The 13,474-nt window shown below is 59.6% G+C and carries 12 protein-coding genes and 1 pseudogene; 5 read left to right on the top strand and 8 right to left on the bottom strand.

Going from position 1 to position 13,474, the window contains the following annotated elements:
• The first annotated feature begins 93 nt into the window (after positions 1–93).
• From ACZ47E_RS05225 to ACZ47E_RS05215, 3 genes are all read left to right on the top strand, one after another.
• Entirely contained in the window at positions 94–2,559 is a 2,466-nt protein-coding gene (locus tag ACZ47E_RS05225) for a beta-mannosidase (protein WP_278067421.1), read from the top strand.
• Between the two features lie 122 nt (positions 2,560–2,681).
• Positions 2,682–3,713: an L-glyceraldehyde 3-phosphate reductase gene (mgrA, locus tag ACZ47E_RS05220; protein WP_278067420.1), complete on the top strand. Its 1,032-nt coding sequence runs from the start codon at positions 2,682–2,684 to the stop codon at positions 3,711–3,713.
• 179 nt (positions 3,714–3,892) lie between these two features.
• Positions 3,893–4,216: an RcnB family protein gene (locus tag ACZ47E_RS05215; RefSeq protein ID WP_004441687.1), complete on the top strand. Its 324-nt coding sequence runs from the start codon at positions 3,893–3,895 to the stop codon at positions 4,214–4,216.
• 65 nt (positions 4,217–4,281) lie between these two features.
• On the opposite strand, the gene gndA is transcribed toward ACZ47E_RS05215, so the two are convergent.
• The 5 genes from gndA to ccoG all read right to left on the bottom strand — a co-directional run bounded on the left by gndA (position 4,282) and on the right by ccoG (position 10,378).
• Positions 4,282–5,712 (bottom strand): NADP-dependent phosphogluconate dehydrogenase, encoded by a 1,431-nt coding sequence (gndA, locus tag ACZ47E_RS05210; RefSeq protein WP_006697538.1) that lies wholly within the window; start codon positions 5,710–5,712, stop codon positions 4,282–4,284.
• 127 nt (positions 5,713–5,839) lie between these two features.
• Positions 5,840–6,013: a cbb3-type cytochrome oxidase assembly protein CcoS gene (gene ccoS, locus ACZ47E_RS05205; RefSeq protein ID WP_278067419.1), complete on the bottom strand. Its 174-nt coding sequence runs from the start codon at positions 6,011–6,013 to the stop codon at positions 5,840–5,842.
• Positions 6,010–8,301 carry a cation-translocating P-type ATPase gene (locus ACZ47E_RS05200; RefSeq protein WP_278067418.1) on the bottom strand — a complete coding sequence of 764 codons (2,292 nt, stop codon included), beginning with the start codon at positions 8,299–8,301 and terminating at the stop codon, positions 6,010–6,012. The genes ccoS and ACZ47E_RS05200 overlap by 4 nt, the downstream gene beginning before the upstream one ends.
• On the bottom strand, positions 8,298–8,798 hold the full coding sequence (locus ACZ47E_RS05195) for a FixH family protein (RefSeq protein ID WP_278067417.1): 501 nt from the start codon (positions 8,796–8,798) through the stop codon (positions 8,298–8,300). Before ACZ47E_RS05195 ends, ACZ47E_RS05200 begins: the two co-directional genes overlap by 4 nt.
• Positions 8,795–10,378 (bottom strand): cytochrome c oxidase accessory protein CcoG, encoded by a 1,584-nt coding sequence (gene ccoG / locus ACZ47E_RS05190; RefSeq protein ID WP_278067416.1) that lies wholly within the window; start codon positions 10,376–10,378, stop codon positions 8,795–8,797. Before ccoG ends, ACZ47E_RS05195 begins: the two co-directional genes overlap by 4 nt.
• A 121-nt stretch (positions 10,379–10,499) precedes the next feature.
• Here ccoG and ACZ47E_RS05185 point away from each other — a divergent pair, with 121 nt between their 5' ends.
• Positions 10,500–10,904, top strand: coding sequence for an SRPBCC family protein (locus tag ACZ47E_RS05185; RefSeq protein ID WP_035208858.1), 405 nt, complete (start codon positions 10,500–10,502; stop codon positions 10,902–10,904).
• An 11-nt stretch (positions 10,905–10,915) separates the two neighbouring features.
• A complete protein-coding gene (locus ACZ47E_RS05180; RefSeq protein ID WP_004441672.1) occupies positions 10,916–11,272 on the top strand; it encodes a VOC family protein in 357 nt (118 codons plus the stop codon).
• A 72-nt stretch (positions 11,273–11,344) separates the two neighbouring features.
• On the opposite strand, the gene hflX is transcribed toward ACZ47E_RS05180, so the two are convergent.
• The 3 genes and pseudogenes from hflX to hfq (ACZ47E_RS05165) all read right to left on the bottom strand — a co-directional run.
• A complete protein-coding gene (gene hflX, locus ACZ47E_RS05175) occupies positions 11,345–12,751 on the bottom strand; it encodes a GTPase HflX (protein WP_004441669.1) in 1,407 nt (468 codons plus the stop codon).
• Positions 12,752–12,859: 108 nt separating this feature from the next.
• Entirely contained in the window at positions 12,860–13,150 is a 291-nt protein-coding gene (hfq, locus tag ACZ47E_RS05170; protein ID WP_197483846.1) for an RNA chaperone Hfq, read from the bottom strand.
• Positions 13,127–13,342 (bottom strand): annotated as a pseudogene (gene hfq, locus ACZ47E_RS05165) (RNA chaperone Hfq); the annotation flags it as partial. The gene hfq (ACZ47E_RS05170) and the pseudogene hfq (ACZ47E_RS05165), both read right to left, overlap by 24 nt.
• Between the last annotated feature and the right edge of the window lie 132 nt (positions 13,343–13,474).

Below are 13,474 nucleotides of genomic sequence, written 5' to 3'. Positions count from 1 at the left end.
CAAGCGGGCGTTTAGCCACTTGCGGCGTCCATCCTCCCCAGATTCTGACACAAGCCTGCATCACAATGCCGGCTTCCTTATTTGAATTCATAAATGCAGGGTCCCGTCATGATTTCTTCCTCCACGCCCGAAACCGTCATCGATCTGGCAGGGCTCTGGCGCCTGACATCAGTGGACAGAGATCATACGACCGAGCTTACCGTCCCTGGGGATATCCATACGGCACTCAAAGATGCGGGCATCATTCCAGATCCCTACCACGGAGCCAATGAAAAGGCTGTGCAATGGGTGGCCCAACAGGACTGGGTTCTTGAGCGAACGTTCATCCTCGATGAGGCGGACGCAAGCTGGTATCTCGACATCGACTATCTCGACACCGTCGCGATTGTCTTCGTGAACGACGTTCCGGTGCTCAGCGCGGACAATTGCTTCCGTCGCTACCGCCCTGACATTTCCCGTGCAGTGCGCCCCGGTGAAAACACCATTCGCATCCATTTTCACTCCAATATAACCGCCGGGGCGGAGCGCCAGGCGCGCCAGCCGTTTTATATACCCTATCACCCGGGGAATTCGCCTATCGCCAATGGCAATATGCTGCGCAAGCCGCAATGCCATTTCGGCTGGGACTGGAACATCGCGATTGCGCCGCTCGGGCTTTACGGCAAAATCCTGCTGAAACGGCTCGATACGGCCCGGATCGAGCATGTCGTTACCTCACAGCGCCATATCGACGGCGGCGTCGAGCTGCATGTGGCCGTCACCCTCTTTGCCGAGGGACCGGCAAGCCTGCCGGTTTATCTGTCTCTCAACGATGAAAGGCTGAGGCTCGATTGCGGCGTCGGCGCAGGCGAAACCGTGGTGCGTCACGTCTTCTTCGTGGAAAATCCGGAGCTCTGGTGGCCTGCCGGCAGTGGCGAGCAGACGCTCTACACGCTGATGGTGGAGCTGCCCGATGAGACTGTGACCCGGCAGATCGGCTTCAGGACCATCGAGCTTCTGACCGATAAGGATGAGGCTGGCAGCCGCTTCGCGTTCCGCATCAACGGCCGGGAAATCTTCTGCCGCGGTGCCAACTGGATTCCCGCAGATGCGCTCCATTCGCTCACCAGCCGGGAAAAAACCGAAGACCTCCTCTGCTCCGCGGTCGAGGCTAACATGAACATGATCCGGGTCTGGGGCGGCGGATTTTATGAGGAAGACTGGTTCTACGATCTCTGCGACCGTCTTGGCCTGCTGGTGTGGCAGGACTTCATGTTCGCCTGCAATCTTTATCCCTGCAGCGAGGATTTTCTCGATAATGTCGAACATGAGGTTGATTATCAGGTGAAACGCCTCTCCTCGCATCCTTCCATCGCGCTCTGGTGCGGCGATAACGAGCTGGTGGGTGCACTGACCTGGTTCGATGAGTCCCGCAACAATCGCGACCGATACCTTGTGGCTTATGACCGACTGAACCGCACCATTGAAAAGGCCCTGAAAAAGGCCGCTCCCGAAGCGCTGTGGTGGCCATCAAGCCCCGCCTCCGGTTATCTCGATTATGGCGATGCCTGGCACGCGGATGGTTCCGGCGACATGCATTACTGGTCCGTGTGGCACGAGAACAAGTCATTCGACAATTACCGTTCGGTGAAGCCGCGTTTCTGCTCGGAATTCGGTTTCCAGTCCTACACCTCCATGCCGGTCATCCGCACCTATGCGGAAGACAAGGACATGAACATCGCCTCCCCCGTCATCGAACTGCACCAGAAAAATGCCGGCGGCAACGAGCGGATCGCCGGTACGATGTTCCGCTACTTCCGCTTCCCAAAGGACTTCGAGAATTTCGTTTATCTGAGCCAAGTCCAGCAGGCATTGGCTATCCGCACGGCCGTCGATTACTGGCGCTCGCTGAAGCCGCATTGCATGGGAACGCTATACTGGCAGCTGAACGACACCTGGCCGGTCGCCTCGTGGTCAAGCCTCGATTATGGCGGCGGCTGGAAGGCGCTGCATTATGCCGCCCGCCGCTTCTTCCAGCCTGTCACGGTTTCGGCTATCCCTGCGGAGGATGGACGCCGAATAAACTTCTCCATGGTGAATGACACGGCGGAAGACGTCGAGATCGACATGAATATCGTTGCCCTGACCATGGACGGCAACCGAGTGCCGTTGAAATCCGCCAACGGCACCTGCACGACCGACAAGGCCGCTACGCTGACCGACATCGACATGAGCAGCCTGCCTGACGGCACCATCCTTGCCTGGAGCTTCATCGCCTCGAACGGCATGACCGGGGAAGGCCACCATGTGCGCGACACCTATAAAGCGCTGGAACTTCTGCCCGCCGGTCTGAGATTCACCGCCAGCTCACTGAAAAACGAGCAGTTCGAAATAGATGTCACCGCAAGCGGGCTTGCGCTCTTCGTCATGCTGGAGGCAGATCAGCCTGGGCGTTATTCCGACAACCTTTTCGATCTCGCCGCCGGCGAAACGCGGCGTATCATCTTCACCCCGAAAGCGGGCGGCGGACAGCCGCACTTCCGTGTCTTCGATCTTCATGGCTGTCAGTCCCCGCATTGAAACGACGCGGAGAAAGGCATAACCATCCTGTTCGGGAAGACAGGCGTCGCGGCCTGCCCTCATCAGTTCAAATGGTTGCCGGGTTCTTCGGCAGCCGATCATCAGCAAGTGGAGGAAGACCCATGGTTTGGCAACCGGCCGAAAACCGTTACACGTCCATGAAATACAATCATTGCGGCAAAACCGGACTGAAACTACCGGCGATCTCGCTGGGACTCTGGCATAATTTCGGCAACGATACGCCGCATCAGACGAAACAGGCCATCTGCCGCCGTGCATTTGATCTCGGCATTACCCATTTCGACCTCGCCAACAATTATGGCCCGCCGCCCGGCAGCGCCGAGACCGCCTTCGGCGAAATCCTGAGGGCGGATTTCCGGGGTTATCGTGACGAGATGATCATCTCCTCCAAGGCAGGTTACAACATGTGGCCTGGTCCTTACGGCGAATGGGGCAGCCGCAAATATCTTATCGCCTCCTGCGACCAGAGCCTGAAACGCATGGGGCTGGATTACGTCGATATCTTCTATTCTCACCGTTTCGATCCCAACACGCCGCTTGAGGAAACCTGTGGTGCGCTTGACCAGATCGTCCGCTCGGGCAAGGCGCTTTATGTCGGCATTTCCTCCTATAACTCTAAGCGCACCCGTGAGGCCGCCGCGATCCTGAAGGACCTCGGCACGCCCTGCATCATCCACCAGCCGAGCTATTCGATGATCAATCGCTGGATTGAAGAAGATGGTCTCGTTGATACGCTGGAGGAACTAGGCATCGGCTCCATCGTCTTCTCGCCGCTGGCGCAGGGCATGCTGACGACGAAGTATCTCGGCGGCGTGCCGGATGGCAGCCGCGCATCGCAGAGCAAGTCGCTGAACCCGGCCTTCCTCAACGAGCGCAATGTTGAAAACATTCGCGCGCTCAACGGCATCGCCGAACGCCGTGGTCAGACACTGGCGCAGATGGCCATCGCCTGGGTGCTGCGCGGCGGTCGCATCACCTCGGCGCTGATCGGCGCCAGCCGCGTCGAGCAGGTTGAAGACTGTGTGAAAGCGCTGGACAAACCGGATTTCACGACCGAAGAACTCGCTGAAATCGACCGCTATGCCAAGGACGCGGATATCAACCTCTGGGCAAAATCTGCCGAACGCGTCTGACCGAGGAGAGACCGCCCGGTTATTCCGGGCGGTCCGACCGCGTCAAGAAACTTCAAAACAAAAGATTAACTCCTGCCTCTAAGCCTTAACAACCATTACATAATTGTAATTTTAAATTCAGTTTCCGTTCATTCGTTTATTCGTAAGTTCTCCTCATTGAAACACAAGAGGAAACTTCCATGAAAAAGTTCGTCACCATTCTTCTGGCCGCAACCGTTCTCGCGGCCCCGATGGCTCAGGCGCAGGGCCGTCACGATGATCGCCACCGCGGCGTCACCGTCGAGCGTCATGTCACGAAAAAGGTCATCGTCAAGAAGCACCGTTGGGATCGTGGTCAGCGCCTCTCGCCAGCAGAGCGTCGTCATTTCGTCGATCGTCGCGATTATCGCCGTTACCGCCTGGCCGAACCGCGCCGCGACCAGCGCTGGGTGCGCGTCGACAACCAGTTCCTGCTCATCAACGCCGTCAGCGGCCTAATCGTCGGCCTTGCCGCCGCTCGCTAATTCCAAGCACCGGTGAAATGAAAAAGGCCCGCTTGCGCGGGCCTTTATCTTTATCCAATGGCCGATCAGAAAATATCGGCGCCGCTGCCCCACGGGCCATGCGGCTTGTCCACGCCGTCGGTGCGTTCGAAACCATGCGCGCCGAAGAAGTCGCGCTGCGCCTGGATGAGGTTGGCGCTGCCGCGGCCGCGACGATAGGCGTCGAAATAGCCGAGGGCGGAAGCCAGCGCCGAAACCGGCAGGCCCGACAGGGCAGCGTAAGAAACGACGCGGCGCAGCGGCGCATCGGTTTCCTTGACGATGGCGGAGAAAGCCGGCGTCACGATGAGGTTGGCCACATGCGGATCCTTGGTAAAGGCCGAGGTGATTTCATCGAGGAACTCCGAGCGGATGATGCAGCCGGCGCGCCAGATGCGGGCAATCGTCGGCATCGGCAGGTTCCAGTTGAACTCCTTCGAAGCGGCCGACATGATGGCGAAGCCCTGCGCATAGGCACCGACCTTGGCGGCCAGAAGCGCGCTTTCCAGATCGGCGATGAAGGCCTTCCTGTCGGCCGGTGCGGCTGCAAGGGCCGGAAGGCCGAAGATCTTCTCGGCAGCTTCGCGCTCATCCTTCTGCGAGGAGAGAATACGGGCAGCCACGGCCGCTTCGATGGCGGTTGCGGCGACGCCCATGTTCTGCGCCTCGATGACGGACCACTTGCCCGTGCCCTTCTGGCCGGCCTTGTCGAGGATCAGATCGACCATCGGTTTGCCGGTGATCGGATCGGCGGCGCGCAGAACCTTTTCGGTGATTTCGATCAGGTAGGAATTAAGACGGCCCTTGTTCCATTCACCGAACACATCGGCGATTTCGGCAGCGCTCATCTTCAGACCGTCACGCAGGATGCCGTAGATTTCCGCGATCATCTGCATGTCGGCATATTCGATACCATTATGGATGGTCTTGACGAAGTGGCCAGCACCATCATTGCCGAGCCATGCCACGCACGGATCGTCATTATATTTGGCGGAGATGGAGGTGAGCACTTTCTCGACGCGCTTCCAGCTGTCCTCGGTGCCGCCAACCATGATGGACGGTCCATGACGCGCACCTTCTTCGCCACCCGAAACGCCCATGCCGATAAACGTGAGGCCGCTGTCCTTCAGATTGTCGAAACGGCGGATCGTGTCGCGGAAATTAGCATTGCCGGCGTCGATCATGATGTCGCCGTTCGAAAGATGCGGCTTCAGGATTTCCATCTGCTGGTCGACCGGATCGCCAGCCTTGATCATGATGATGATCGGGCGCGGAGGACGAATGGCGGCAACGAATTCCTCGATGGTTTCGCAAGGGATCAATTGTCCCTGCAACTCACCGGCTTCAGCGTAGAATTTTCTCGTCGCTTCAGGGGTTCGGTTGAATACGGCGATCTTGTTGCCCTTTTCGGCGATGTTGAGCGCCAGGTTAGAGCCCATGACGCCGAGACCGATCAAACCGATTTCTGCCTGTTCCACGGATGTGCCTCCATCTTGCTTTTTGGTGGTCGTGTTGTGGCACTGTAATCACCAAACGGCAAGGCTGGGCGTGACTGAAACGATTAAATTTTGATGACGCAAATCAGCTTTGCATATTTGCGGCAGGTCACGGCCCATTCGAAATCGAGGTTCGCGGCCGGTTATCACCATCGTCCAGCGCCCGCCAGGCGGCCCCTTCCATGTCCTCATACTGGCCCGAACGCACCGACCAGAGGAAGGCAAAAAGTCCGAGTGCGCCTAATAGCAGCGCAACGGGAATGAGATAGATCAGCATGTTCATGCCAGTTGCGCCCCCTCGCCCGCAAACCCGGTCTCTGCTTCATTCCGACGACCGGCGGATTCAACCGATCCGGCGAGGCGCAATGCGTTGGCGACGACGATCAGCGAGGATGTCGACATGGCGATGGCCGCGATCATCGGCGTCGCATAACCAGCAATCGCGATCGGCACGGCAATGATATTATAGCCGATGGCAAGCGCGAAGTTCTGCCGGATGAGCTTTCCGGCCTGCTGCGATGTCTCGATCGCGAAAGGCACGGCATCGAGGTCCTCCTGCATGAAAACAAAATCGGCGGCCTGCCGGCCGATATCGGCCGCGGTGGCGGGCGCCATCGAAACATGTGCGGCGGCGAGCGCCGGCGCATCGTTGATACCGTCTCCCACCATCAGGACTTTGTGCCCTTCCCCGGTAAGCGAGGCGCAACGCGCCGCCTTGTCCTTCGGCGACAGGTCCGCGCTCCAGTTGGCGATCCCCAGCCGGTCGGCCATGGCGCTGACAGCTGCTGCCCGGTCACCCGAAACGATTTCCTGAGCCAAACCCCGCACCGACAGGCTACGCAATGCCGCAGCCGCACCTGTGCGCGGATTGTCATCGAAACCGAAGCTCGCCAGAAGGCGGCCATCGAGTGACAACACCACCTCCGACCGCGCATTGCCGTTGTCGGCACCCTTATCATCCGGGCACGCGAAACGGCTGTTACCGAGCCGATAGGTTCCCACATCAGTCTTCGCCTCGACGCCCGAACCCGGGATTTCATGCACCGTCTCATACGCCGGCAAAGGGCCGCTGTAGGCGGCATGCAGAGCTTTTGAGAGGGGGTGGCGGGAATGGGCAGCAAGTCCTGCCGCAATTGCCATGGTGGCGGGCTTTACCTCGCCCGTCTCGACCAGTCGCGGCCTGCCGATGGTCAATGTGCCGGTCTTGTCGAACAGTACGGTATCGATCTCCGCCAGTCGCTCCATGGCCGACCCTTCCTTGACCATGATCCCATGCCGGAAAAGCCTTCCCGCGGCCACCACCTGCACGACGGGAACGGCAAGGCCGAGCGCGCAGGGGCAGGTGATGATGAGAACTGCGATGGCGATCAGCATCGCCTGCTTCCAGTCGCCACCGAAGAAACCCCATCCGAGAAACGACACAAGCGCCAGAAGGTGGACGACGGGCGAATAATAGCTTGCGGCCCGGTCAGCAATACGGCGGTAACGCGCTCGCCCACCTTCGGCCGCCTCCATCAGACTGATGACCTCCGACAGGAATGAATCCTTGGCCGAGGCGGTCACCCGGGCCACCAGCGAACCGGTAAGGTTCAGCGTACCCGCCTGCAGGCTGTCACCCACCGCAACACGCCTTGGCGCGCTTTCACCATTGACGATCGACATGTCGAGATCGCTGCTGCCACTCTCGACCACCGCGTCGACCGCCACACGGTCTCCTGCCGCTATCGCAATCGACATTCCCGGCTCGATATCAGCAAGCGGGCGGTATTCGCGTGTTCCGTTCTCACCGAGGACGGTCGCGCCCCGTGGCGAGAGCCGGGCGAGCCCGGCAATCGCCGAACGAGCCTTGTCGCGCATGATATGATCGAGCGTGCGGCCGATCAGCAGGAAGAACAGCAGCGACACCGTCGCATCGAACCAGGCATGTTCACCGTGGTGGATCGTCTCCCACAGCGAAACGGCATAGGACAGCGTGATGGCCAGTGCGATCGGCACGTCCATGTTTGTGCGGCCGTGTTTCAGCGCGCTCCAGGCCGACTGATAAAAGAAACGCCCACCGTAGATCAGCGCCGGGGCGGCGATCATCGCCGAAATCCAGTGAAACATGTCGCGCGTCGCCGCATCCGCGCCGGACCAGACGGAAACGGACAAAAGCATGATATTGGCCGAGGCAAAGCCGCATAGCGCAACCGCCCTGATCAGCTGCGAACGCAACGCGTCGGAAGCGTCCTGACCACTGGCGAAAAGATGCGTGCGGTATCCCGTCGCCAGAATGGCGCGGGCAAGGTCGGCGGGATCGGTCCTGACACCCTCGACCTCTTGTCTCCAGACAATCGCAACACGCTTGGACGAAAGGTTCAACCGCGCCCGCTCCACCTGCGGCAAGCGGCCGAGCGCGCTCTCCACGGTGGTAATGCAGGCGCCGCAATAAACATCCGGCACGCTGAGATCGGTCTGGCGGAGACCCTGCCCGAGATCACGGCTTGCCAGCATCAGCTCCTCTGACGACGGTGGATTGACCGGATCGGCAAGCTGCAGCGATCCTTCCGTCCCCGGTGCACAACAGCTCATTGGCGCCCCCTGACAACGGCGATCCGCGTACCCTCGTGCACGATGATCCGCCCGTTCTTGACGGCTGTAATTTCTACGATCCACTGACCCGGCAGCATGTCATGCGGGCCGGTAAAGACCCCTTTGGCAACCGGGGTCAGCTCCATGTCGAAATTCTGGCGCTCCCCGACGGGCCGGCGAAAATGCGCGATCACCTGATCGGTATCGACCGGGCCGGTATCGGGATGAAAGACCTCGTAGCGGACCGTCCTTTCGTCCACCGCAAGTTTACCCTTGATGCCGGTCGCCGCCCTCGCCTTGGCTGCTTCCGCCTTCGCGTTGAACTGCTGGCTGGCCACATAGGTATTCGGCACGACAAGCCCGCTCCAGCTGTTGACCGCGTTCCAGGCCATCACCATGTTGACGGTGATGACGGTGCCGAAAAACAGCAGCATGACGCCCAGCATATGCCAGCCGGTAAAAGTGAAACCGGACGTGCGACGATTGTTCACGGTCATTTTGTCGCTCCCGGAGCGTTGAAAACAGCGTCATAGCGGGCCGTCTCATGGCCGCCCGTATCGCTGACGATAAACTCGAAATTTTCCGCGGCCCGAGCGACGCGCCCGCCCGTCCGGGTGACGAAGACCTTCAGCGTCGTCGCTTCATCCGGCTCCACCGTCACCTCAAAGGCACGCGCGGCCGCATCGGGCATACCGTTTATCTTCATCACAGCATCAGGAAGGCCCTTGATGGTCAGGCTCACCGTGCGCGGCTGCGGCACCATGTTGAGGATGCGCACGGTGTAGCCGTTGCGGATGGATCCGTTCGATTCCAGCACATATTGCGGATTGCGGTCGTGCAGAACATTGAGCGCCAGCCGCTCGCGCGTCACCAGCGCAAACAGCATGCCGATGCCGACAGCCGCCCAGATGGCAGTATAAAGTAGCGTCCGCGGACGGAAGATGATGCGCCAGTTGAAGTGGCGCACGCGCTTGCTGAATTTGCCGTCTTCCTCACGCACGTTGGCTGGGCGGATTGCGTGCTGACCGTTGCCGGTCGCGAGCGCCATGTTGGATTGATACTCGGCAAGCGTGGCATAGGCGATCAGGCCACGCGGCTTGCCGATCTTGTCCATCACCCCGTCGCAGGCATCGATGCAGAGCGCGCAGGTGATGCATTCCAGCTGCTGCCCGTCCCTGATGTCGATGCCCATGGGACAGACCGCCACGCAAGCGTTGCAATCGACGCAATCGCCGACGCTCTCCCCCGCTGCGGCGGCCTTTTTGGCGTGCCGTGAGCGTGGCTCGCCGCGCCAGTCGTTATAGGTGACGACAAGCGAATTCTCATCCAGCATCGCCGCCTGAATGCGTGGCCAAGGGCACATGTAGGTGCAGACCTGTTCCCGCATCAACCCGCCAAAGACATAGGTCGTGGCGGTGAGGATGGCGACGGTCGAATAGGCAATCATGGGCGCCTGGCCGGTGACGAATTCCCGCGCCAGCGTCGGCGCATCGGCGAAGTAGAAAATCCAGGCGCCGCCGGTCAGGGCGCCAATCACCAGCCAGATCGCGTGCTTCAACACTCGCTTGCGGAATTTGCCGACTGTAAGGGGCGCGGCGTCCAGCTTCATGCGTGCATTTCGGTCACCCTCGATCGCCCGTTCGACGACGAGAAACAGGTCCACCCACACTGTCTGGGGACAGGTGTAACCGCACCATGCACGTCCCACGGCGGAGGTAACGAGAAACAGCCCCAACCCCGCCATGACCAGCAATCCCGCGACGAAGAAAAATTCCTGCGGCCAGATTTCGATGAAAAAGAAATAAAAGCGTCGATTGGCGATATCGATCAATACTGCCTGATCTGGCGCATAGGGGCCACGGTCCCAACGCAGGAACGGCGTGAGATAATAAATGCCGAGCGTGACGAGCATGACAAGCCATTTGAACCGCCGGAACCGACCTTCCGCGCGCTTGGGAAAAATTTTCCTGCGTGCTTCGTAAAGCGGTTTGCGCGTTTTTGCGGAATTGACGGCCTCCGCGTCCAGCCTTTCAACGGGCTGCTGCGGGCGTTCCTGTCCGGCGCGATAGATGTTCATGATAGGAGTCCGGTTTTTATCTCCTTGCTTTCTCCCATCTCTGCGGTGAAACATCCTTGACTTGCATCAAGTGACGACAAAGTGGCGCAGCAAGAGGAGCGTGCCGCACGAGGAGGATGAAATGTCTGTCATGCAGTCGAGAATCATTCATCTGTCTATCGAGAAGCCGTGGAGTCACGTCTATGACTTCGTTTCCGATCCGAACAACATGGCTCGCTGGGCTGCCGGACTGGCAGGTGGCCTCAGGCCGGATGGCCAAGACTGGATCGCCGAAGGCGGACCACTCGGCGAGGTCAGGGTGAATTTTGCGCCAGCAAACGAATTCGGGGTCGTGGATCACGTCGTCACCTTGCCCGATGGCCTGAAGGTCTATAACGCGCTCAGGGTGACCCCGAACGGCAGTGGCGCCGAGGTCAGTTTCACGCTGCTTCGTCTTGAGGGGATGACGGACGAGGATTTCAACGGGGATGCGAGGGCTGTCACAGCCGATCTCGAAGCCTTGAAGGCGCTGCTCGAAGAGACGTGATGGAGTAAATGATGACGGAAAATGGCAACGACCGGCGAATCGACTATGTCGAATTCAACGTGAGCGATATTGAGCGCAGCAAAGCCTTTTACGGCGGCGCTTTCGGCTGGTCTTTCAAGGATTACGGTCCGCAATATTGCGAATTTTCCGACGGCCGCCTGACCGGCGGTTTTACCACCACGGCGCCGGTTTCCGCGAAGGGTGGACCGCTGGTTATTCTCTATGCGGCTGATATCGACGATGCCCAGCGGCAGGTGGCGGCGGCGGGTGGCGAGATAACCGTCGCAATCTTCGCCTTTCCCGGCGGACGCCGGTTCCATTTTACCGATCCCGATGGATATGAACTGGCGGTCTGGTCTGCGGCGTAAGACGTTTCGGCAAACGTCAACTCTCGGCTTTGCGCGGAAGAATGACTTGGAATAAGGGGCGGCCGAGAGCGCTCAGCGTTCCCAGTCCTCCCGCTCGCGTGTGGTCGTCTTCCCGAGCTTGCGTTCCAGCTCTGCGGCCTGCGCTTCGGACAGGCGAACATCGAGGGCAACCGAACCATCCTCGTGATCTTCCCGCCCGTCGACGATGGAATTGCTGTAGACCCAGGAAATGAGCGGCAATTGTTCAACGGACAGGACCACGGTCGTCTCCGTCAGAACACCGGAGAGGCGTTTCGAAATCTCGTCCATCAGGGCATCGACGCCCTCGCCGGTGATCGCAGAGACAGCACGAATATTGGCGCTGCCTTCGGCTCTTTGCATGATGGCGTCGTGGGCTTCCGGATCGAGGCGGTCAACCTTGTTCCAGACCTCGATGATACGGTGCTCGGCTTCCTTTTCGTCAATGCCGAGATCGCCGAGAATGCGCAGCACATCCGCCGACTGCGCGGCATTGTCCGGATCGGACATATCGCGGACATGCAGGATGAGATCGGCTTCCAGCACTTCTTCCAGCGTCGCACGGAAAGCCGCGACCAGATGTGTCGGCAGATCCGAAATGAAACCGACCGTATCGGACAGGATGACCGTGCGGCCGTGCGGCAGTTTCATGCGCCGCAATGTCGGGTCGAGCGTGGCGAACAGCATATCCTCGGCCAGAACGCCCGCACCGGTAATGCGGTTGAACAGCGTCGACTTGCCGGCATTGGTATACCCGACCAGCGCCACGATCGGATGCGGCACCTTGCGGCGCTTGGCGCGATGAAGCTGGCGGGTTCGCACCACCTGCTCCAGTTCCCGCTCGAGCTTGACGATGCGTTCCTGAAGCAGGCGCCGGTCAGCCTCGATCTGCGTTTCACCGGGGCCGCCCATGAAGCCCGCGCCACCGCGCTGGCGTTCAAGGTGGGTCCAGCTTCGAACGAGGCGACCCTTCTGATAGTTCAGATGCGCAAGATCGACCTGCAGCGTACCCTCCTTGGTGGAGGCTCGGCGCCCGAAGATTTCCAGGATCAGGCCCGTTCGGTCGATAACCTTGGCATTCCAATGCTTTTCGAGATTGCGCTGCTGCACCGGCGTCAGCGGATGGTCGACAATGACCAGGCCGGAATTGGTTTCATCCAGAAGATGACCGATTTCCTCGATCTTGCCGGTGCCGAACAATGTCGCCGGGCGTGGCTGGTTGACCGCGACGATGAGCCCCTGGGTCACCTCGAGATCGATGGCGAGCGCCAGCCCCTTCGCTTCCTCAAGCTTCGCCTCGACCGAGCGGCCAGCAGCGGCAGGTAATGCAGCCGCGTCGCGGGTGTCGCGCTGCTTCAGGACCGGCACAAGAACCACGGCGCGCATGTCGTCGCGGTGTTTTTCCTGCTCGGGAATGATCGATTCGTTCGAGGTGTCGCGGGTCGAAATGGCAGTCCTCATCGGGAAAGGCGGTTGGAATTCGTCCGCGCTAGCGCGGACGTCAATAGGAGGCAACCGCCCAGCGGCAAATAAGTTCCCGGTGCGGTTGGTTCCATTAAGAAGAGAAGGTCAGGACGCCTCGCGTGCAGCGCCTTCTTCGTTTTCGAACATCTGCATCGGCTGACCCGGCATGATGGTCGAAATAGCGTGCTTGTAGACAAGCTGTGCGTGATCGTCGCGACGCAGAAGCTCGCAGAAATTGTCGAAAGCCGTGACCACGCCCGTGAGCTTGACACCGTTGATCAGGAAGATCGTCAGCGCAATGTTCTTCTTGCGAACCGTGCTGAGGAACAGGTCCTGAAGGTTCTGCGAGCGGTCCGGACCTTCTTCGATTTCGAGTTCCAGCGGCTGTCCGGGCATGATGGTCGAGATCGCATGCTTGTAAACCAGCTGCGAATGACCGTCCCGGCGCAGCAGAACGCAGAAATTATCGAAGGACGTTATCACGCCCGTCAGCTTGACACCGTTGATCAGGAAGATCGTCAGTGAAATCTTTTTCTTGCGTACGGTGTTGAGGAAAAGATCTTGAAGGTTTTGAGAACGTTCCGCCATGGCGCCGCTTCTTTCTTTTTTGCCGGCAGGGATACCGGAAAATAATCAATCAATAATAAGCCGGCCAAATCTCGTCCCCCGTTTGGCCGACCTCAAACTCTGGTATCAAATCGTGTCTTGTTCGGCAACGGC

This window comes from Agrobacterium sp. 5Ca39 (assembly GCF_055382365.1).
Note: the sequence above shows the minus strand (reverse complement) of the source record. Positions and strands in the feature narration are given on the sequence as shown.

Excerpts from the sequence above, each read along its gene's own strand:
- ACZ47E_RS05215 (WP_004441687.1), top strand. The coding sequence starts at position 3,893 with ATGAAAAAGTTCGTCACCATTCTTCTGGCCGCAACCGTTCTCGCGGCC.
- hflX (WP_004441669.1), bottom strand. The coding sequence starts at position 12,751 with ATGAGGACTGCCATTTCGACCCGCGACACCTCGAACGAATCGATCATT.
- ACZ47E_RS05180 (WP_004441672.1), top strand. The coding sequence starts at position 10,916 with ATGACGGAAAATGGCAACGACCGGCGAATCGACTATGTCGAATTCAAC.
- ACZ47E_RS05195 (WP_278067417.1), bottom strand. The coding sequence starts at position 8,798 with ATGACCGTGAACAATCGTCGCACGTCCGGTTTCACTTTTACCGGCTGG.
- hfq (WP_197483846.1), bottom strand. The coding sequence starts at position 13,150 with ATGCCCGGACAGCCGCTGGAACTCGAAATCGAAGAAGGTCCGGACCGC.
- ACZ47E_RS05185 (WP_035208858.1), top strand. The coding sequence starts at position 10,500 with ATGTCTGTCATGCAGTCGAGAATCATTCATCTGTCTATCGAGAAGCCG.
- mgrA (WP_278067420.1), top strand. The coding sequence starts at position 2,682 with ATGGTTTGGCAACCGGCCGAAAACCGTTACACGTCCATGAAATACAAT.
- ACZ47E_RS05200 (WP_278067418.1), bottom strand. The coding sequence starts at position 8,301 with ATGAGCTGTTGTGCACCGGGGACGGAAGGATCGCTGCAGCTTGCCGAT.
- ccoS (WP_278067419.1), bottom strand. The coding sequence starts at position 6,013 with ATGAACATGCTGATCTATCTCATTCCCGTTGCGCTGCTATTAGGCGCA.
- ccoG (WP_278067416.1), bottom strand. The coding sequence starts at position 10,378 with ATGAACATCTATCGCGCCGGACAGGAACGCCCGCAGCAGCCCGTTGAA.
- ACZ47E_RS05225 (WP_278067421.1), top strand. The coding sequence starts at position 94 with ATGCAGGGTCCCGTCATGATTTCTTCCTCCACGCCCGAAACCGTCATC.